General features: G+C 52.0%; 18 protein-coding genes. 12 read left to right on the forward strand and 6 right to left on the reverse strand.

Features of this window, described 5'->3' with window-relative positions:
* Window positions 1-2 precede the first annotated feature (2 nt).
* From GT409_RS11470 to GT409_RS11485, 4 genes are read left to right on the forward strand one after another with little or no spacing between them, the layout of a single operon-like run.
* A complete protein-coding gene (locus tag GT409_RS11470) occupies window positions 3-617 on the forward strand; it encodes a MotA/TolQ/ExbB proton channel family protein (protein ID WP_160629220.1) in 615 nt (204 codons plus the stop codon).
* A gap of 26 nt (window positions 618-643) precedes the next feature.
* On the forward strand, window positions 644-1,057 hold the full coding sequence (locus tag GT409_RS11475) for an ExbD/TolR family protein (protein ID WP_160629221.1): 414 nt from the start codon (window positions 644-646) through the stop codon (window positions 1,055-1,057).
* Window positions 1,058-1,068: 11 nt separating this feature from the next.
* A complete protein-coding gene (locus GT409_RS11480; RefSeq protein ID WP_160629222.1) occupies window positions 1,069-1,734 on the forward strand; it encodes an energy transducer TonB in 666 nt (221 codons plus the stop codon).
* Window positions 1,735-1,739: 5 nt separating this feature from the next.
* Window positions 1,740-3,134 (forward strand): tetratricopeptide repeat protein, encoded by a 1,395-nt coding sequence (locus GT409_RS11485; protein ID WP_160629223.1) that lies wholly within the window; start codon window positions 1,740-1,742, stop codon window positions 3,132-3,134.
* Window positions 3,135-3,194: 60 nt separating this feature from the next.
* Here the strand turns inward: GT409_RS11485 and GT409_RS11490 are convergent, their stop codons facing one another.
* Complete coding sequence (locus GT409_RS11490) at window positions 3,195-4,028, reverse strand: RluA family pseudouridine synthase (protein ID WP_160629224.1); 834 nt, start codon at window positions 4,026-4,028, stop codon at window positions 3,195-3,197.
* Complete coding sequence (locus tag GT409_RS11495; protein WP_160629225.1) at window positions 4,025-5,212, reverse strand: aspartate aminotransferase family protein; 1,188 nt, start codon at window positions 5,210-5,212, stop codon at window positions 4,025-4,027. Before GT409_RS11495 ends, GT409_RS11490 begins: the two co-directional genes overlap by 4 nt.
* A 444-nt stretch (window positions 5,213-5,656) precedes the next feature.
* On the opposite strand from GT409_RS11495, the gene GT409_RS11500 reads away from it, so the two are divergent.
* The 5 genes from GT409_RS11500 to GT409_RS11520 all read left to right on the forward strand — a co-directional run bounded on the left by GT409_RS11500 (window position 5,657) and on the right by GT409_RS11520 (window position 10,925).
* On the forward strand, window positions 5,657-6,130 hold the full coding sequence (locus GT409_RS11500; protein ID WP_160629226.1) for a hypothetical protein: 474 nt from the start codon (window positions 5,657-5,659) through the stop codon (window positions 6,128-6,130).
* Between the two features lie 94 nt (window positions 6,131-6,224).
* Window positions 6,225-7,529 carry a glutamate--tRNA ligase gene (gltX, locus tag GT409_RS11505; RefSeq protein ID WP_160629227.1) on the forward strand — a complete coding sequence of 435 codons (1,305 nt, stop codon included), beginning with the start codon at window positions 6,225-6,227 and terminating at the stop codon, window positions 7,527-7,529.
* Window positions 7,526-8,227: an SDR family oxidoreductase gene (locus tag GT409_RS11510; protein WP_160629228.1), complete on the forward strand. Its 702-nt coding sequence runs from the start codon at window positions 7,526-7,528 to the stop codon at window positions 8,225-8,227. The genes gltX and GT409_RS11510 overlap by 4 nt, the downstream gene beginning before the upstream one ends.
* Before the next feature lie 103 nt (window positions 8,228-8,330).
* Window positions 8,331-9,755, forward strand: coding sequence for an Asp-tRNA(Asn)/Glu-tRNA(Gln) amidotransferase subunit GatB (gene gatB / locus GT409_RS11515; protein ID WP_160629229.1), 1,425 nt, complete (start codon window positions 8,331-8,333; stop codon window positions 9,753-9,755).
* 372 nt (window positions 9,756-10,127) lie between these two features.
* On the forward strand, window positions 10,128-10,925 hold the full coding sequence (locus GT409_RS11520) for a response regulator transcription factor (protein WP_160629230.1): 798 nt from the start codon (window positions 10,128-10,130) through the stop codon (window positions 10,923-10,925).
* A 68-nt stretch (window positions 10,926-10,993) separates the two neighbouring features.
* Here the strand turns inward: GT409_RS11520 and GT409_RS11525 are convergent, their stop codons facing one another.
* Complete coding sequence (locus GT409_RS11525) at window positions 10,994-11,821, reverse strand: alpha/beta hydrolase (RefSeq protein WP_160629231.1); 828 nt, start codon at window positions 11,819-11,821, stop codon at window positions 10,994-10,996.
* A gap of 312 nt (window positions 11,822-12,133) precedes the next feature.
* Between GT409_RS11525 and GT409_RS11530 the strand changes: the two genes are divergently transcribed.
* The 3 genes from GT409_RS11530 to GT409_RS11540 all read left to right on the forward strand — a co-directional run bounded on the left by GT409_RS11530 (window position 12,134) and on the right by GT409_RS11540 (window position 14,392).
* A complete protein-coding gene (locus GT409_RS11530) occupies window positions 12,134-12,430 on the forward strand; it encodes a WYL domain-containing protein (RefSeq protein ID WP_160629232.1) in 297 nt (98 codons plus the stop codon).
* A gap of 24 nt (window positions 12,431-12,454) precedes the next feature.
* Window positions 12,455-12,814 carry a type IV pilin protein gene (locus GT409_RS11535; RefSeq protein WP_160629233.1) on the forward strand — a complete coding sequence of 120 codons (360 nt, stop codon included), beginning with the start codon at window positions 12,455-12,457 and terminating at the stop codon, window positions 12,812-12,814.
* A gap of 210 nt (window positions 12,815-13,024) precedes the next feature.
* Window positions 13,025-14,392, forward strand: a complete 1,368-nt coding sequence (locus GT409_RS11540; protein ID WP_160629234.1) for an FAD-dependent oxidoreductase — start codon at window positions 13,025-13,027, stop codon at window positions 14,390-14,392.
* A gap of 74 nt (window positions 14,393-14,466) precedes the next feature.
* Here the strand turns inward: GT409_RS11540 and GT409_RS11545 are convergent, their stop codons facing one another.
* From GT409_RS11545 to GT409_RS11555, 3 genes are all read right to left on the reverse strand, one after another.
* Window positions 14,467-15,219, reverse strand: a complete 753-nt coding sequence (locus GT409_RS11545; RefSeq protein ID WP_160629235.1) for an SHOCT domain-containing protein — start codon at window positions 15,217-15,219, stop codon at window positions 14,467-14,469.
* A gap of 62 nt (window positions 15,220-15,281) precedes the next feature.
* A complete protein-coding gene (locus GT409_RS11550) occupies window positions 15,282-16,634 on the reverse strand; it encodes a phosphomannomutase/phosphoglucomutase (protein WP_233231541.1) in 1,353 nt (450 codons plus the stop codon).
* Window positions 16,635-16,659: 25 nt separating this feature from the next.
* Complete coding sequence (locus GT409_RS11555) at window positions 16,660-17,085, reverse strand: OsmC family protein (protein WP_160629236.1); 426 nt, start codon at window positions 17,083-17,085, stop codon at window positions 16,660-16,662.
* Window positions 17,086-17,186: the final 101 nt, after the last annotated feature.

Consider the following 17,186-nt stretch of genomic DNA (forward strand, 5'->3'; position numbering starts at 1 on the left):
TCATGAGCAATCTGTTCCAGCAAACTGTTGAGATCTGGCTGTCCGGTGGGTGGGCGATGGTGGCGCTGACCATCAACGCGCTGATCCTGTTCGGTCTCGGCGTTCATATTCATCTGAAGCTGAACGAAAAGGGGTTCCTGTTCGTCCCGGAGAAAACCTGGCGGCGCTGGATCTCGCACCCGGAAGAGCGCACGGGACCGATCGGCAAGCTGTTGGATTTTGTAACTGGCGGCGAAAGTCTGAAACAGACCTCTACCTGTTTTGAGTCACTTCGGTCTACCGAGATTGTGCCGTTTGAGCGCGACCTGCGCGTAATGAAAATCTGCGTCAGCTCCGCGCCGCTGCTCGGGCTGCTCGGAACAGTGACCGGGATGCTTGCTACTTTCGGCGCACTGGCGTCCGGTTCCGGTGGCGACAAAACCATGGGCATGATCGCCGATGGGATTTCCGAAGCGCTGATCACGACCGAGACCGGCCTGATCATCGCTCTGCCGGGACTCTTCTTTCAGTATCAGCTCACCCGTGGTCATGAGCGCTATAAAGCGTTTCTTTCGCATCTGGAAACAGTCTGCACGCAGATTCAGTACCGCAAACAGCAGACGAAGCAGGCTGCGTAGCCGCACTTTTAATGGAGTAAAACATCATGGGACGTTTTCGTAATTTAGGAAACAGCGAAGGAGAGGCTCCGGCTGTGGATATGGGTCCGCTGATGGACTGTGTGTTTATCCTGCTCATCTTTTTTATTGTGACCACCACTTTCGTGGAGGAAACCGGCGTGGAGGTTGATAAGCCGCAGGCGGCTTCTGCTGTGCAGCTTGAAAAAACCAGCATCCTGCTGGCGCTTACCGATAAAGGCGAAGTGGTCTACGGAGGCCGCGAAATCGGAATCGGCGGTGTTCAGCCGCTGGTCAAACGCATGCTTCAGAAAGAAGACGTGCCGGTGATCATCCAGGCGGATTCCGCCTCGCAGTCCGGATTGCTTGTGCGTGTGATCGACGAAGCCAAACTCGCCGGTGCCACCAAGGTGAGCCTTGCATCCCGCAAACCGAAAGGCTGAGTTCGACTGTCGTGAAATTCTCGAAACCAGATACCGTTTTTTCCCGCTTCCGGCACCATCTGTGGACTGCGCTTGGCGCAATTGGATTGACGCTCATTTTCTTTCTCGTGCTGCCGCTGATGCAGACCATCACTCAACCGCGCGACATGGAAGTGGAACTGCAGAGTGTTGATGGAGTGGTGGAACCACCGCCGCCACCGCCACCGGAGCCCGAGCAGGAAAAGAAGCAGGAGGAGGAGCCTCCGCCGCCGGAACTTTCCGAAGAGGCGCCGCCTCTCGATCTGTCCCAGCTTGAGCTCGCGCTCAATCCCGGATTCAGCGAAGGCTGGATGGGCGGCGACTTTGCGGTCCAGCTCAATACTGTGGTTTCGAAGAACCACGATCTCAACTCGGTATTTTCGATGGCAGACCTCGACCAGAAGCCGCGCGTGATTTATCAGCCCGGGCCGACTTTCACCAAACAGGTTCGCCGTAAAGCGCCCGGAACCGTTTACATTATTTTTGTAGTCGATCAGCGTGGCCGCGTTATCAACCCGGCGGTACAGAAAAGCACCGATCCCGTATTTACAAAACCGGCACTGGCCGCCGTGAAACAATGGAAATTTGAGCCCGGAAAACGCAATGGAAAAGCGGTTCGTTTCCGCATGCGTGTTCCGATCACCTTCCCGAAAGGATGAATGAGATGAAAGAATTTGGTTATTTGTTATTGGCTGTTGGCTTTGTGGCGGGATGTTCTTCGCCGCAGGCAACGGTTTCGGTGCAGCCGAAGGCGGGATCTCCGCTGAGTAAATCGGAGCTCGACCTATGGAACAGCGCCGCGTTTAAAAAGAAATTTCAACGGAGCTATATCGCGGAAACCGACATTGAACCGCGCGTGACCACTGTTGAGCGCGATGAGCTGATGGCGGTTCAGAACCTGATCGGCGCTGACAAGATGGACGAGGCTGCAAAGCTGCTGGATAAAAGCCGTGGTGAAGCTGCCAGTGCAACCTGCGATTTCATGCTGGGTAATATCTACTTTCAGCAGGAGCGCTATGAAGAGGCTCTGCCGGCGTATGAAACCGCGGTCGAAAAATATCCGAAGTTCCGCCGTGCATGGCGCAATCTCGGGCTGATCTATGTGCGCAACGGCGATTACGAAAAAGCACTTCCTGCGCTGACGAAAGTGATTGAGCTCGGCGGCGGCGATTCGCTCACCTACGGACTGCTCGGCTTTGCCTATTCATCCGTCGAAAACAGCATGGCCGCAGAATCGGCTTATCGTCAGGCTGTTCTGCTCGACCCAGCTACGATGGACTGGAAGATGGGACTGGCACGCTCGCTTTTTAAGCAGCAGCGTTATCCGGAAGCGGTCGCTCTTTGCAACAGCCTGATTGATTCCGATCCGGACCGCGCCGACCTTTGGCTGCTGCAGGCCAATGCCTACGTCGGCCTCAAACAGCCGCTCAAAGCGGCCGAAAACTACGAGATGGTCGACCAGCTCGGAAAGTCCACCGTGGACAGCCTCAACATGCTGGGCGACATCTACGTCAACGAAGACCTCTATGAAATGGCCGCCAACGCCTACATCCGTGCGATGGACCTGAACCCGGACCGCAACGCCGAACGGCCCATTCGTGCCTGCAAAGTGCTCGTCACCCGCGGTGCGCTGGAAGAAACCAAAACACTGATTCAGCACATCAAGGATCTGCACGATGCGCATCTCGGTCAGGTGGACCAAAAAGATCTCCTGAAGCTTCAGGCCCGCATCGCGGTGGCTGAGGGACAGGCTGACGAGGAAGTTCGCGTGCTTGAAGAAATCGTGGAGCTGGATCCGCTGGATGGAGAAGCGTTAATTCTGCTGGGGCAGCATGCATCGCGGGTCAACGATCCGGACAAAGCCGTGTTCTATTACGAACGGGCCGAAAGCCTCGAAAAATACGAAGCCGACGCCAAAATCCGTCACGCTCAGCTGCTGGTCAGTCAGAGCAAATACACCGAAGCGCTGCCGCTGCTTCGCCGCGCACAGGAAATTAAGCCGCGCGACGACATCCAGAAATACCTGGACCAGATCGAGCGCGTCGCTAAAGCCAGATAGCTTCCAAACATGGGAGACAGGTTGCGCCTGTATTTTGGAAGCTTTCCAATGTTTGGAAAGCTATTTGAGCTTCAGTGCTTTCAGCGCTTCCTGAAAGTCCGCCGGGATCGGTGCGGTAGCGCGCAGCGGTCCGTTTGCCTTTCCGGGAACCGGCAGCACCAATCGGTAGGCATGCAGCATTTGGCGCGGCAGGGTGCGCAGAATATCGGCGAGCCCTTTGGAGCCGGCGTAGCCTTTGTCGCCCAGCACCGGATGGCGCACAGCGGCGAGATGCTTGCGGATCTGGTGCGTGCGGCCGGTTTTGATGCGCAGTTCCAGATAGCTTGCATGGCGGCTGCGGTCCAGAACATTGACCATGGTGGTTGCTGATTCTCCATCAATATCACGGGTGATGGTCTGGAGCTGGTCCGATACCCGTCCGTTGACGATTGCACGGTAGATTTTGACAACTTCCTGATTCTTGAAGATCGGAATCATAGCGGCTTTGGCTTCCGTATTTTTTGCGAAGATCACGCAGCCGGAGGTTTCGCGGTCGAGGCGGTGTACGGCGCACAGCTCCGGATTGCGCAGTTCGCGCTGCAGGCGAACTTCCAGACTTTTTGCGCTGTCATTGGTGACCAGTCCGGCGGGTTTGTTGACCACCAGGATGTCGCCCGCTTTTTTCAAAATATCGATTTTTTTAACGGCAGTTGCTTCGGAGCGAATTACTTCAATCACGTCGCGGGTGGAAAGCTTATGTTTGGCCATCCAGATGCGCTGACTGTTGACCATGACCTGTTTGCCGTCGAGCAGGGCCTTTGCCTGTTTCTTCGAGCAGCGCAGGCGGTCCGCCAGTACTTCCAGCAGGGCATTGCCTTCTTCGTGCGGTTTAACCTGAAAACTTTCTTTAATCATAGGGAATCCAGTTCTGAGCAGGCGTCTTCAATCAGAGCAACTGCCTTTTCAACATCTTCAACAGTGACGTTGAGTGGCGGAAGAATCCGCAGTACCCGTACTGCGGTGGCCAGGGTGAGCAGACCTTTTTCCTGAAGCTTTTTCTGCAGCGGCAGGGCGCTGTCGTTCAGAACCAGCCCGACCATCAGACCGGTGCCCCGGGCGCATTCAATCCAGTCGTACTGATCGGCAATGACCTGCAGTTTCTCGAGCAGCAGGGTGCCCATGGCTTTGGCGTTTTCAAGCAGGTTTTCCTGTTCAATGGTTTCGAGCACAGCCAGCGCAGCCGCGCACGCCAGCGGCGTGCCGCCGAAGGTGGTGGCGTGATTGCCCGGCTGGAAAGTGTCCGCAACTTCCGGTGAAGCAACGACGGCACCGATCGGGAATCCGTTGCCGAGGGCTTTGGCCAGCGAAAATGCGTCGGGCTGTACGTCGTAATTCTGGAAGCCGAACCATTTGCCGGTCCGGCCGATACCGGCCTGGACTTCATCAAAGAGAAGCAGGATGTTTTTTTCGTCGCATAGCGTCCGCAGACCGGCAATGAATTCCGAGTCAGCGGGAATGATTCCGCCTTCACCCTGAACGGCTTCAACCAATACGGCGGCCGTTTTTTCGGTAATGGCGGTTTTTACGGACTCAAGGTTGTTGAACTCGGCATAAGCAAATCCTTCGGGCAGGGGATAAAATCCTTTCTGGACCTTGTCCTGTCCGGTCGCGGTCAGAGTGGCCAGAGTCCGTCCGTGGAACGAGTTTTTCATCGTGACGACTTCAAATTTTCCTTTGTCCGACCCCCACAGCCGCGCCAGTTTAATCAGTCCTTCGTTGGCTTCCGCTCCGCTGTTGCAGAAGAAGCATTTTCCGCCGCCGGCTTTTTCCGCGAGGGCTTTGGCGAGCTGCGGCTGTTTCTCATTATAATAGAGGTTGGAAACATGCATCAGCGTGGCCGCCTGATCCTGAACGGCTTTCACCACGTTCGGGTGGCAGTGACCGACGTTGAGTACGGCGATACCGGCCAGGAAATCAAGATATTCCTTTCCGTCGGCGTCCCATACTTTGGTGCCGGATCCTTTTACCAGGGCCAGCTGCGGTGCATAGGTTGGAATTAAAAACTGTTTCTGCAAGTCAGCAATTTCTGCGGTATTCATCGGGTTTCTCCATCAAAGGGGCGGAACATACCGCATCAGGCTGCCTTTTGCCAATGCATTTAAACAGAACAGACTGTGTGAAAACTCGGTTTTAAGTTTCTTTACGGATAAAGAGTTGTTTCAAACGGTGTGAGATTTTGTGGCTTACCTTTGTCGTAATTTATTGAGTTATTTTAATCGTTAGTTTAAAGTATGTTTCATGAAGCTCGAAATTGCCGAAGAAATTCTTGCGCGGGCCGACCGATGCTTGAAAAACTATCAGTGTATTTCCGGTCATGCAGACAGCTGTTCCCATCCGGCGCCTCAACTGATGGGAAAACAGCGCTTTTTGTGTCATGAATCAGAACCCTGTGCCTATAAAATACCTTTCGGTTGCAATTTTTTCTGCACGTGTCCCGTTAGGGAGGAAGTTTTTAAGCAAACCGGAATATGAAGGAGGCTCGGATGAAACAGTGGTGTTGGATTGTGCTTCTGGCAGTTTTGCTGCCTTCGTCTTTTGTTTCTGCTCAGAAAAATCCAGTTAAAGATCGGTTGAAACAGCGAGCGGAAAATCCGCGGCTGGATCTCAGTAAGGAGCCGGAATGTGCCCCGACTGAGGATCTGAATGTGCAGGAACTTCAGTTGCAGCGGAATGAACTGAAGGGTCAGGTGATTGAGCTGGAGTTCGATAATGTTATTGATCTGCAGCAGGCCGGCCCGGGGTATACAGCCCGCGTTACATTTGAAAGCCCCCGGGTCAGTGAAGGGGTCACGATCATGTTTCCCGCAGAAGGGCTGGAATTCATTCAGCCGCTTGCTGATCACCGCGGGCCGCTTCGTGCTACCGTGTATGTAGAGGTGATTAACAGTAAAATGCTGCGGGCTCTTGGTACCCGCTACAGCAAAAACAAGCCCGAAGGCGAACGGTACAATTGGTAGTGATTCGTTAAATAGTTATTTGTTATCAGGGGAAATGGTCGTTACATTTCCCTTTTTGCTGATAACCGATAACCCTTAACCGAGAACTGAAATTATGACTGTTCGTACTCGTTTTGCTCCCAGCCCTACCGGCAACGTACATATTGGCAATATGCGCGCGGCCATCTTCAACTGGCTTTATGCCCGCCACACCGGCGGAAAATTTCTGCTCCGCGTTGAGGATACCGACATTGAACGCTCAACTCCTGAAGCGATTCAGGCTCTTTTGGATGCCATGGAATGGCTCGGGCTGGATGTTGATGAGGAACCGCTTTACCAGACCAGCCGCATGGAGGCTCACCTTGCCGCCGCAGAGCAGCTGCTCGCTTCCGGTCACGCCTACAGGGAAGACAAGGGCGGGCTGGGGCAGGGCGAATGCGTGATTTTCAGGATGCCTGATGAAGATATGGTTTTCGAAGATGAAGTGAAAGGAACCCTCCGCAAAAAGGCCGCCGATACGCAGGACTTTGTGATTGTCCGCTCCAACGGCACTCCCGTGTTTCATTTGGCCAATGTTCTCGATGATATCGAGCAGGGCATCACCCATGTGATTCGCGGTGACGACCACGTCGAAAACACCTATCGCCACATCGCGCTTTATAAAGCGCTTGGCGCGCCGGTTCCGGAATTCGCCCATCTGCCGATGATCATCAACGCGCAGGGTAAACCCTATTCCAAGCGAGATGGCGATGCATTTGTCGGAGACTTTCGCGAAAAGGGATTCCTCGGCGAAACGCTTTTCAATTATCTTGCGCTGCTCGGCTGGTCTCCCGGTGACGATCGCGAAGTGATGAGTCGTCAGGAAATGATCGATGCCTTTGATCTAAAGAGCTGTAAATCATCGCCTGCTCAGGTTGATCTCCGGAAGCTGCAATGGATGAACGGGGAGTACATTCGTGCGCTGGCTCCGGATCAATTTGCAGTAATTGCACACCGTGAACTCGAAAAGGCCGGTGTGGATGTGCCGCCGGATGTCGGCGCAATTTTTGATTTGATGCAGGCGCGTGTTAAACTTCCGTCAGAAATTGTTCCGGCCTGCGAATTCTTTTTCAACGACGAGTTTGAGTACGATGAAAAAGCGGTTCGGAAAAAACTGCTCAAGGACGGAGTTTTCCAAACCTTGGAAAAAATCATGGAGATCTTCCAGGGATTGGAAGATTTTGATCAGGAAACGATTGATAAAGCGCTGCACGACTTTGTGGATCAGAGCGGTCTCGGTTTTGGAGCCGTGATGCCGCCGATCCGTATTGCGGTTTCCGGCCAGCAGTCCGGTCCCGATCTTGCGCCGGTTCTTTCGATTCTCGGCCGGGATAAGGTGCTTGAGCGCATGCAGAATACCATCAGGCGGTTCAGAAAATGAAGACGGCGTTGATTACCGGAGCGAGTCGCGGAATCGGCGCGGCCATTGCTCAGAAACTGGCTGGAAAATACAGGTTGGTTCTGACCGGCCGCGCTGAAGAAAAACTGGCCGACGTGAAGGCCGTCTGCGAGGCAAAAGGCGCATCGGTACAGACGGTTGTCGCCGATCTGTCGGTTCCGGCTGATGTTGAAACACTGTTTGCCGGAGTGGATCGTGTCGACTTGCTGGTGAATAATGCCGGGGTTGGAATTTTTGGAAGAATCGCCGGGTTTTCGCTATCGGACTGGCAGAGAATCCAGAGGGTGAATGTCGAGGGTGCGTTTCTGTGTACGCAGGCGGCGATGAAGAAAATGGCTGCTCAGGGCGGTGGGCGTATTATCAATATTTCATCGGTTGTTGGCGTGAAAGGCTATGCGGAGCAGGCCGCCTACGGCGCGAGCAAGCACGCGCTGATTGGATTGACCAAAACCGCAATTGAAGAGGGGCGTGACGCCAATATCCGGGTTCATGCGGTTTGTCCCGGCGGCGTGGCCACCGAGATGGTGAAGCAGTCCCGCCCGGATCTGACCGATTTTTCGGCGATGATTCAGCCCGAAGATGTTGCGGATGCAGTCGCCTATCTGGACAGCCTGCCGCCGAATATTACGGTGGATGTCATCCATCTGCGCCGAGCCGCTTCGGCCCAGACCTGGGGCTGATGTTCCCAGCCCTTGGAATGCGCTGGCGGAAAATGCCGGGCTGATTGTGCTTTCGTGCTTTCCTCATTGAATTCAGCGGGAATCTGTGGAACCTTGTGCGGCTATGAAATATGAAGCGTGTATAGGACTTGAAACCCATGTGATGCAGAAAACGCAGACCAAAATGTTCTGCAGCTGTAAACACGAATACGGCGCGGCGCCGAACACCAATGTCTGCCCGGTTTGTCTCGGTTATCCCGGTGCGATGCCGGTAATGAATGAGCACGCCATCGAATTGATCTGCAAGGCCGGACTGATGATCGGCTGTGAGATTAATCCGCACTCCAAGTGGGATCGCAAAAATTATTTTTATCCTGATATGTCCAAAAACTATCAGATTACGCAGGCGGACCAGCCGCTTTGCCTCGGCGGAGAAATTACCACAGAGGTGAATGGCGAGACCAAAACGTTCACGATTGAGCGGATTCATCAGGAGGAAAACGCCGCGAAGAACACGCATGTGTCTGGTGCCAGCCTGATCGACTACAACCGCGCCGGAACCGCGCTGATGGAAATTGTTTCGAATCCCTGCATGCATTCCGCCGATGATGCGCTCGCCTACATGACTGCGCTCCGGCAAATCATGGTGTATGGCGGCATTTCCGACTGCGAACTCGAAAAAGGGCATATGCGTTCCGACGTCAATGTGAGTGTTCGTCCAGTCGGTTCTGAGGTGCTCGGTTCCAAGGTCGAAATTAAAAATATGAATTCCTTCAGTTTCATTGCGGAAGCCATCAACTATGAAATTGATCGCCAGATCGATGTGCTCGAAAATGGAGGAACGGTTGTTCAGGAAACGCGGGGATACGATTCCGATCGCGGTGAAACTTTTACTCAGCGTACGAAGGAAGATGCGCACGACTATCGTTATTTTCCAGAGCCCGATCTGATGCCGGTCGAAATTTCCGCCGAGCAGCTTGAGCAGTGGAAGAGTGAGTTGCCCGAACTCCCCGCGCAGCGGCGCGAACGCTACATCAGCGAATTCGGGTTGCCGGAATACGACGCCGGAGTGCTTACTGCTGAAATGGCGGTGTCCGACTTTTTTGATGCCGCCTGCCGAAACACAAAGCAGTACAAACTGGTGTCCAACTACATGATGGGCAAAGTCGCGAGTCTTGTGACCGAAACAGAAACGCGGGTGACTGATTCAAAACTGACAGTTGAGGCGCTTGCCCAGGTGGCCGAGCTGGCCGGCGGCGGCACAATCAGTTCGAATGCTGCCAATGAGCTGATTGACATCCTCTTTAAGGAGGGTGGTGATCCCAAAGCCATTGTTGACGAAAAAGGCATGGCTCAGGTTTCCGACGATAGCCAGCTTGAGCAGTGGGCCGATGAAGCGATCGCCGGAAACGACAAAGCTGTTTCCGACTACAAAGCCGGTAATGCGGCCTCTATTAATGCGCTCATGGGCTACGTGATGAAACAGAGCAAAGGCAAAGCCAATCCTCCTGCTGTCATCGCTATGCTTAAACAGAAACTCGACTCCTAGTCGCTGTAATAAGCCTCTGAGATCATTTGTTTTTCCATCAGGAAATACGGCATTTACCGTATATGCGATCCCCGGACATTCTGTTGTAATTTGACTGTCGAGACGTATGTCTGCGTCAATCACAACAGCAGGTGGGGCTTCTATGGTGATGGATCTTAAGTTTGATGATGATGTGTGTATAAATATTGATTTGCCGTCCGCATTGCGCCGGCAGCTTGCGCTACGCAGTCTGGAGAGGGGTATGGACCTGCAAAGCCTTATTCTTGAAGTTATTCAGAATGAATGCTCTGGGAAAGAGTGTGATTTTTAATTCAGGTTGTTTAAAAGTTGTTGATTGTGACTCAGGGGTGTGCCTGCTAAGTTTTCAACAGAATGAATGTTTCAGAAGCCAGGTTGGAGCTGCTTACCATCCGCGATATTGAGTTTGTCGCGAAAGTATCAGAGCGGATTCATTATACCAATTCATCAGAGCCGTTTCTTAATCATTCGTTTGTGGTTCTTAATGATGCAATCCCCAGGAAGATTTTCTCCGTAGACAGCTATTCTATCAATCCGGTGTCTTTTAAGCAGGCGGTGAGTGAAGGGGTGTCCAGCGATTTGTTCTCTGTATATCGGGCTTATATGCATCAGCACCCTTTGCTGCCGCATTTTTTGGCCCCGGAGAGTTCTGACGTGAGTACCATATTAACGACTACGACAGCAGATGAGTTTCACCAAACCGATCTTTATCAGGAATTTTATAAGGTTCTTGGAATTGAAGATCAGCTTGCATTTGCTTTGCCGCATCCGCAAGGCATCTACGTGCTTGTGTATTCCAGAGAAACAGCATTTTCTGAAAAAGAGAAAGTCATCATGCAGCTTCTCAAACCACAGTTGCAGATTGCTTTAAAAAACTGGCAGCGCATTCGTGAACTCGAGCTGCACCTGAGAACGCTGGAGGAGAACAGTGTCGGAGTTACGCAAACACATGAGGCTCCGGGTGGGTGGACGCGTCTCAGCCCCCGGCAGCAGGCTGTTGCTGAACTGGCCGCGCTAGGGCTGGAAAACCGGAAAATTGCCGAAAAACTCCACATTTCGCCGAAGACTGTAGGAAAGCACCTCGAAAATATATTTGAAGTTCTGGATATTCATAATCGAACAGCTCTTGCCGCTATGTGGTCGCGGCAATAGCGTATGACTTTTTTTTTTCCAAACCTTGGAAAACAACGGATATCTGGTGCAGAGTTTCGAGGGGGGCATCACTTTGCACCGGCCCATGTTTTGAATTGAGTGAGGAGTTTCGGGGCGAATTCAGTGAAGTAAGCTCCAAGAGCTTCTGTGTGTTTGCCGTTTGGAACGGTCCAGAGTTCTTTGGGTTCTCCGGCTTTTTTGAGCAGTACCTCTGCATGCCTGTAAGGAACCACTTTGTCGGCGGTTCCGTGGATGAGCAGCAGCGGAACCGGAGAAATATTCTGAACGGATTTTTTCGGGCTGAACTTATTGCTGATAAGCAGAGCGGCCAGCGGTTTCAGCAGAGTTGTGTGATCCATTGCCACACCTTTGTAGGATGAAAATGCGGAGTCGGCTGCCACTCCGACAACTCCGTCGAACCGGTTGTTGCCGGCGACGGACAGGGCATTGACTCCGCCGATGCTCTGGCCAAACAGGATGATTTTGTTCTGATCGATGTCGGTCCGGGTTTTGATGTATTCTATGGCGGCAACGGAATCTTCGTAGACGCCACGACGGGAAATTCTGCCTTCGGATTTTCCGTAGCCGCGGTAATCAAAAACGAAAAGGTTGAACCCGTTGGCAGGAAGCCAGGAGACAAAGGAGTAGTGAGCGCTCATGTTCTGAGCGTTCCCGTGGAAGTGAATCACGGTGCCGAGAGCATTGTCTCTTGCGGGAATAAACCAGCCGAAGAGTTTTGTGCCGTCCTTGCTTGGGAACTGCACTTCCTCGAATTTGTATCCGTCTGCGGTCGGGGTGGTGTATTCCCTGTGGTCCGGGTAATAGAACACATGATCCAGTCCTGCCAGAGCTGTAGCAGTTAGAATGAAGATAATGATCAAGAGCATCTTTTTCATGGGAAAAAGTTACTGACTGGCAAAAGATACGGCAAGGTGTCTTTGATTCGTATGCGGTCTTTCCTGAGATCCTGGAGACGCTTTGTTTTCTCATGTATGCAAAGTGTGAGGGAGAGGGATTCTGGCTTAAGCCGCTTTTTTTGAATAAAAACAGGTGCGTTTCGCTGGTACATTTCAATCCAATCAGGAAACAGGACGATTTCTTTTTATAAAAGAGTTTTAGGTATGACAAATGCTTGCTAGAGTAGGTGTTGGAAGCCTGTCTGGTCAGGGCTAGGCGTTTTAACGTCTCGCAATGAAAAGGTGGATACGATGATTGAGCAAATGCTGCGCCAAGCTGTTTTAGGAAAAAATTTAATAGAGTTTGACTATCAGGGCGGAACCAAAGTGGTTGAACCGCATATGGTGGCTCATAATATGCAGGGGCATATCCTGCTGAGTGCATGGTTTGTTCGAGGCGATCGAAAATTCAATGAAGAAGGCTGGCAGGAATATATGCTGGCCGGAATTTCCAAATTGAAAATTCTGCCGGAAACCTTTCCAAAAGCGAGGTTCGGCTATAACCCGATGGACGACCGGAAGTATGCCAATATTCAGTTTTGTTTGTGATTGAGGTTTTTGAGGATGGCTCCTGTGAATCAGTCAAAGAATTTCGGTTTTACATTAGTTGAGGTCTTAATTGTTACATCTATCATCGGCTTGCTGGCGGCGATTGGAATTCCTTATGTGCTGAAAGCGTACGATAGTTCTCAACAAAGCGCTAAAGATAGGGCGGTCACAGAAGTGGAAAAAGCGAAAGGGGTTCTCACTCTTCCGCCGGTTTTATCTCTTCCGGGAGCAATGGGATTGGATGATAAAGACCTGATGATTCAGGACGATCCGCATGCGCTTAGTAATCTGTGCGAGGCGTTGAGTATTGGGCAGATCGAAGAACTGACAATTGACGGAGATCCGATAGCAGTTGGTTCATTGGTTCTTAAAGCATCCTATTAACAGGTTCTTTTCAGAACAGGCCATGTTTTCATCAGTTTGGCCGAGAGTTATGTTTGGAACTTGAGGCGTTGAGTGCCGTTTTTTTTAAGTACGTAAAAAATTTCGGTTTTTTGCGTTCTTAGGTTGCAAACATGACAAAAACGGTTATGTTTGGGGCCTATAGCTGGACAGGCTGGAGTACAGAACGGATCTATTGGAAAGGATTAGAACATGGCAAAGGTGGTTGTAGTTGGAGTGAATCATGCGGGAACGTCGGCGATTCGGACGTTGCTGTCGCAGAATAAGAACCATGAAGTGGTAGCGTTTGATCGAAACAATAATATTTCGTTTCTCGGGTGCGGCATTGCATTGACGGTGAGCGGTGTGGTTCAGAATGTGAATGATCTTTTCTACTCTAACTGTAATGAGCTTGAAACGCTCGGTGCAGAAGTGCACATGAGCACTGATGTCACAAAAATCGACACTGATAAAAAGGAAGTGACCGCAAAAAACCTGGAGACCGGCAACGAAATGACGGTCGGTTATGACAAACTGATTTATGCCGCCGGTTCCTGGCCGGTCGATTTCAATATTCCGAATAGCGACCTTGATAATATTTATGTGTGTAAGCTGTTTCAGCATGCGGCAACACTGATCGATAAGGCCAATGAGCCGGGGATTGAGAGTGTTGCGATCATCGGCGCAGGCTACATCGGTATTGAGCTGGCAGAGGCGTACCACCAGAAAGGAAAAAAAGTGACTTTGGTAGACCTGCAGGAACGTGTGGTTCCCGCCTATTTTGACACCGAGTTTACTGATCGCCTGCAGGCGGATATTCGTCGTTCCGGCGTCAATCTGGTGCTGGGTGCCCGGGTGACCGGTTATATCGGCGGCGAAAACGGACAGGTCAAACAGATTGAAACCAACCACGGTAATTATGATGCTGATCTCGTGATTCAGTGTGTTGGATTTAAGCCGAATACCGACCTTCTCGAAGATGCAGAGAAGCTTCCCAACGGAGCGCTGGTGGTTGACTCGTGCATGCGTACCACTGTTCCGGACGTGTATGCAATCGGTGATACGGCTGCAATTTATCATTCAGCAGTCGGCGCTCATCGTCATGTGGCTTTGGCGACGAACGCGGTTAAAGGCGGTGTTGTGGCTGCCAGCCAGATCAACGAGCTGTATACGGTGCAGTTGCCAAGCATTGCCGGAACCAACGCCATCTGCGTGTTTGGAAATATGCTGGCCAGTACAGGACTGAGTGAAGCTGCCGCCCGTGCGGAAGGAATGAATGTGTTGAGCTCATTCTACGTGGATAACGACCGTCCGGAGTTTATGAACGATGTGGAAGAGGTCGGTGTAAAACTGGTGTACGACAAAGAGTCGCTTCGACTGGTTGGTGCGCAGATCGGATCCTACGGAAACACACCGCATACAGAATGTATCTTCTACCTTTCGCTGGCCATTCAGAAAGGGTTGACTCTGCCGGAGCTGGCCATGACAGATGTCTATTTTCTTCCGCATTTCAACAAGCCGTTTAACTTTGTCATTTCGGCCATCCTTCAGGCTCTCGGTCTGACCTATATGAAAGGTTGAAATCAACCAGAGTCATAAAAAGAAACGCCCTGCGGATTTCGCAGGGCGTTTTCTTTTGTTTGGAAGATATCCGCTTAAAGCGAATCGATGATTTTACGACGTTGTGTCTTATACTCGGGCTCGGAGATAATATCGTCGTTTTTAAGCTGTTCGAGCTTTTCAAGGCGGTCGCGCGGAGCGGATTTGTAGTAGTGCAGCGTCAGCGCGATCTGTTGTGCGATGTAGTCCGAGACAATCGGGTCAACTTCCTGGTTGACCAGCGGAGTGACTGTCGGATCGTAGTTCATCGTAACCAGGCCGCCGATCAGTGGGGCCAGTCCAAGCGTGGGGTACCCGGCGCCGGTGGTCCATGTGCGGCTGATATCGGCGTGTTTTACATCGAGTCGAACCGGAACAAAGATCGTATTGATCAGTTTTCCGGTTTTTGCGTCGTTAAGCCGCACATCAATATCGTAATTGGCTTGATAGTTGTATCCATGCCATGCCGGCGTCCAGATCAGGAAACCGGGAAAATCGACCCAGAAGTTCCAGCCGGATCCTTTGTATTCCGGAACGATGGAAATGTCGGCAATCACATCGATATAGGTGTTGTCATCATCAACAGCCGTGCTGCTTTCAGCGTTGTATTTGAGCAGATCGCGGCTGACCTGATGAATCAGTCGGTGACCCTGCAGGTCGGGAGCTGTCGGGCGGATTCCAAGTCGCAGGCGCTCCTGAAGCGCAATAACCGACGGGTTTTTGTAATTGTTGAGATTTTTGACGGTCAGCGGATGAGTGCAGCCGGTCAGGATCGCGACAGCCGATGCGAAGATCGGTAAATGCTTCATTCCGGTTCCTTTCAGGTTTTTCGTATTTCACGGGTCTGTGTAAATTCAAAGAGTCTTCCCGCTCATAGGTATGAGGTAAGGACGGCTTCAATCGCAGATCGTTTTTCAGCGAGGATTGTTTGGTCGTTGGCTTCAATGAGCAGACGCAGATAAGGCTCGGTATTCGATGGCCGGACGCTGAACCACCAGTCGGGGAATTCAATACGCATGCCGTCGAAGTCATAAACTGCTACCGGTTTTTCTGTTTCAGCAAACGTTCTGACCAGTGCGGCGATCGCATCATCTTTGGCTTCGATATGAAAGTTCAGTTCTCCGGAGTTCGCGTAGCGCACCAGTCCGTCAATGCAGGCCGAGAAAGATTTCCCTTCGGCGTTCAGTTTTGCGGCAACGCTCAGGACGATCAGTGCTGTCAGAATGCCAGAATCACAGTTGAAAAAGTCGCGGAAATAATAATGCCCCGCCAGTTCGCCGCCGACAATGCAGCCGAGTTCGCGCATTTTCAGTTTGGCAAATGAGTGTCCGACCTTCCACATGTGCGGCTCTCCACCGAGCTCGATGATCCGCTCCGTAACGGATTTCGATGTGCGGATATCGTGCAGGACGCGACCGGGCCTGTCTGACAGATAATACTCAGCCAGCACTCCGGTAACCAGATCGGGCTGCACGTAGCGGCCCCGTTCGTCGATGAACATGACGCGGTCGGCATCGCCATCAAAAATCAGTCCGATATCGAGTCCGTTATCGCAAACCAGTTTTTTGATGGCCGCGCAGTTTTTTTCTTCGAGCGGGTTCGGCGGATGGTTGGGAAAGGTTCCGTCGAGATCATCGTAGATATAGACAGGAGCGGTTCCGAGAAGATCTTTGATGAGCAGCCCGGCCATACCGTTGGAGCAGTCGACGCCGATTTTCAGTTTGGACAGGTCCGGAAGGTACTGCCGCAGAAAGCTGAGATAGTCATCGCGTACATCAAGTTCCCGAACGCTGCCTGCTCTCTCAGAAGGAACAGCCTCTGCCTGAATCATCTGCTCGAGATCGGAAAGTCCGGTTGCATAATCGACGGGCAGGGCGCCGGTTTTGCAGACCTTGAGTCCGTTGTATTCCGGTGGGTTATGCGAGGCGGTAATCATCACCGCAGCGTCGTATCCCCCGGAGGCGGTTGCAAAATAGACAGTCGGCGTGGTGCATTGTCCGATGGATACAACGTCCGCACCTGCTGCTGTGATGCCGCCGCACAGCGCCTCAAAGACTTCCGGCGAGCTGGCGCGGTCGTCGCGTCCGACCAGCACGGTTTCTGCGTTTAGCAGTTTCGGAAGAAAAAAACCGATTTTCCAAACATTGGAAGAATCAAAATCACGTCCGTAAACGCCGCGGATATCATATGCTTTAAATGCCTTCATGGCCTGAAAGAAAACCATGAAAGCATTTTCTTAACCAGCCTTTTCAGCCAGCGATAACCGGCACGCCGCTCAGTGTATCCTTGACCGGGCAGGCGGTCAGTACGTGCTCTGTGAGTTCCGCCACTTTGTCGGCAGGAGAGGGAGAGTCGATGACCAGTTGATAGCGGATTTCACTGAATCCGGGACGCACATCGGCAATCCCTTGAAAACCGTCTGGATCGAGATCGCCTTCTACTTCCACCTTCACGTCGTTTATCTCAACGCCATGTGCCGGTGCGAAGGCGTTGACGAGCACCACAAGGCAGCCGCCGAGCGCCGAAAGAAGCAGCTCGACCGGGTTGGGGCCGGTGTTTTGTCCGCCGAGAGCTTCTGGTTCATCAATCCGTAATGTATGCGGTCCGCTTACGGCGTCAGAACTGACGCCGGTTCCGCTCCATTGAACATCACTTTTAAACGTAATATTTGCCATTTCAGATTTCCTTTTCGTTGTTAGAAAGGTCATTGAAGCAGAAATGGATCACCAAATCAATATATCATGATCATAATTATCACAATTAAGGAGAAAGGGCT

Source organism: Tichowtungia aerotolerans (assembly GCF_009905215.1).
GTDB classification, from domain to species: domain Bacteria; phylum Verrucomicrobiota; class Kiritimatiellia; order Kiritimatiellales; family Tichowtungiaceae; genus Tichowtungia; species Tichowtungia aerotolerans.

Excerpts from the sequence above, each read along its gene's own strand:
- GT409_RS11530 (WP_160629232.1), top strand. The coding sequence starts at position 12,134 with ATGATTGAGCAAATGCTGCGCCAAGCTGTTTTAGGAAAAAATTTAATA.
- GT409_RS11525 (WP_160629231.1), bottom strand. The coding sequence starts at position 11,821 with ATGAAAAAGATGCTCTTGATCATTATCTTCATTCTAACTGCTACAGCT.
- GT409_RS11490 (WP_160629224.1), bottom strand. The coding sequence starts at position 4,028 with ATGATTAAAGAAAGTTTTCAGGTTAAACCGCACGAAGAAGGCAATGCC.
- GT409_RS11550 (WP_233231541.1), bottom strand. The coding sequence starts at position 16,634 with ATGGTTTTCTTTCAGGCCATGAAGGCATTTAAAGCATATGATATCCGC.
- GT409_RS11485 (WP_160629223.1), top strand. The coding sequence starts at position 1,740 with ATGAAAGAATTTGGTTATTTGTTATTGGCTGTTGGCTTTGTGGCGGGA.
- GT409_RS11475 (WP_160629221.1), top strand. The coding sequence starts at position 644 with ATGGGACGTTTTCGTAATTTAGGAAACAGCGAAGGAGAGGCTCCGGCT.
- GT409_RS11495 (WP_160629225.1), bottom strand. The coding sequence starts at position 5,212 with ATGAATACCGCAGAAATTGCTGACTTGCAGAAACAGTTTTTAATTCCA.
- GT409_RS11540 (WP_160629234.1), top strand. The coding sequence starts at position 13,025 with ATGGCAAAGGTGGTTGTAGTTGGAGTGAATCATGCGGGAACGTCGGCG.
- GT409_RS11510 (WP_160629228.1), top strand. The coding sequence starts at position 7,526 with ATGAAGACGGCGTTGATTACCGGAGCGAGTCGCGGAATCGGCGCGGCC.
- GT409_RS11500 (WP_160629226.1), top strand. The coding sequence starts at position 5,657 with ATGAAACAGTGGTGTTGGATTGTGCTTCTGGCAGTTTTGCTGCCTTCG.
- gatB (WP_160629229.1), top strand. The coding sequence starts at position 8,331 with ATGAAATATGAAGCGTGTATAGGACTTGAAACCCATGTGATGCAGAAA.
- GT409_RS11470 (WP_160629220.1), top strand. The coding sequence starts at position 3 with ATGAGCAATCTGTTCCAGCAAACTGTTGAGATCTGGCTGTCCGGTGGG.
- GT409_RS11555 (WP_160629236.1), bottom strand. The coding sequence starts at position 17,085 with ATGGCAAATATTACGTTTAAAAGTGATGTTCAATGGAGCGGAACCGGC.
- gltX (WP_160629227.1), top strand. The coding sequence starts at position 6,225 with ATGACTGTTCGTACTCGTTTTGCTCCCAGCCCTACCGGCAACGTACAT.
- GT409_RS11520 (WP_160629230.1), top strand. The coding sequence starts at position 10,128 with ATGAATGTTTCAGAAGCCAGGTTGGAGCTGCTTACCATCCGCGATATT.
- GT409_RS11545 (WP_160629235.1), bottom strand. The coding sequence starts at position 15,219 with ATGAAGCATTTACCGATCTTCGCATCGGCTGTCGCGATCCTGACCGGC.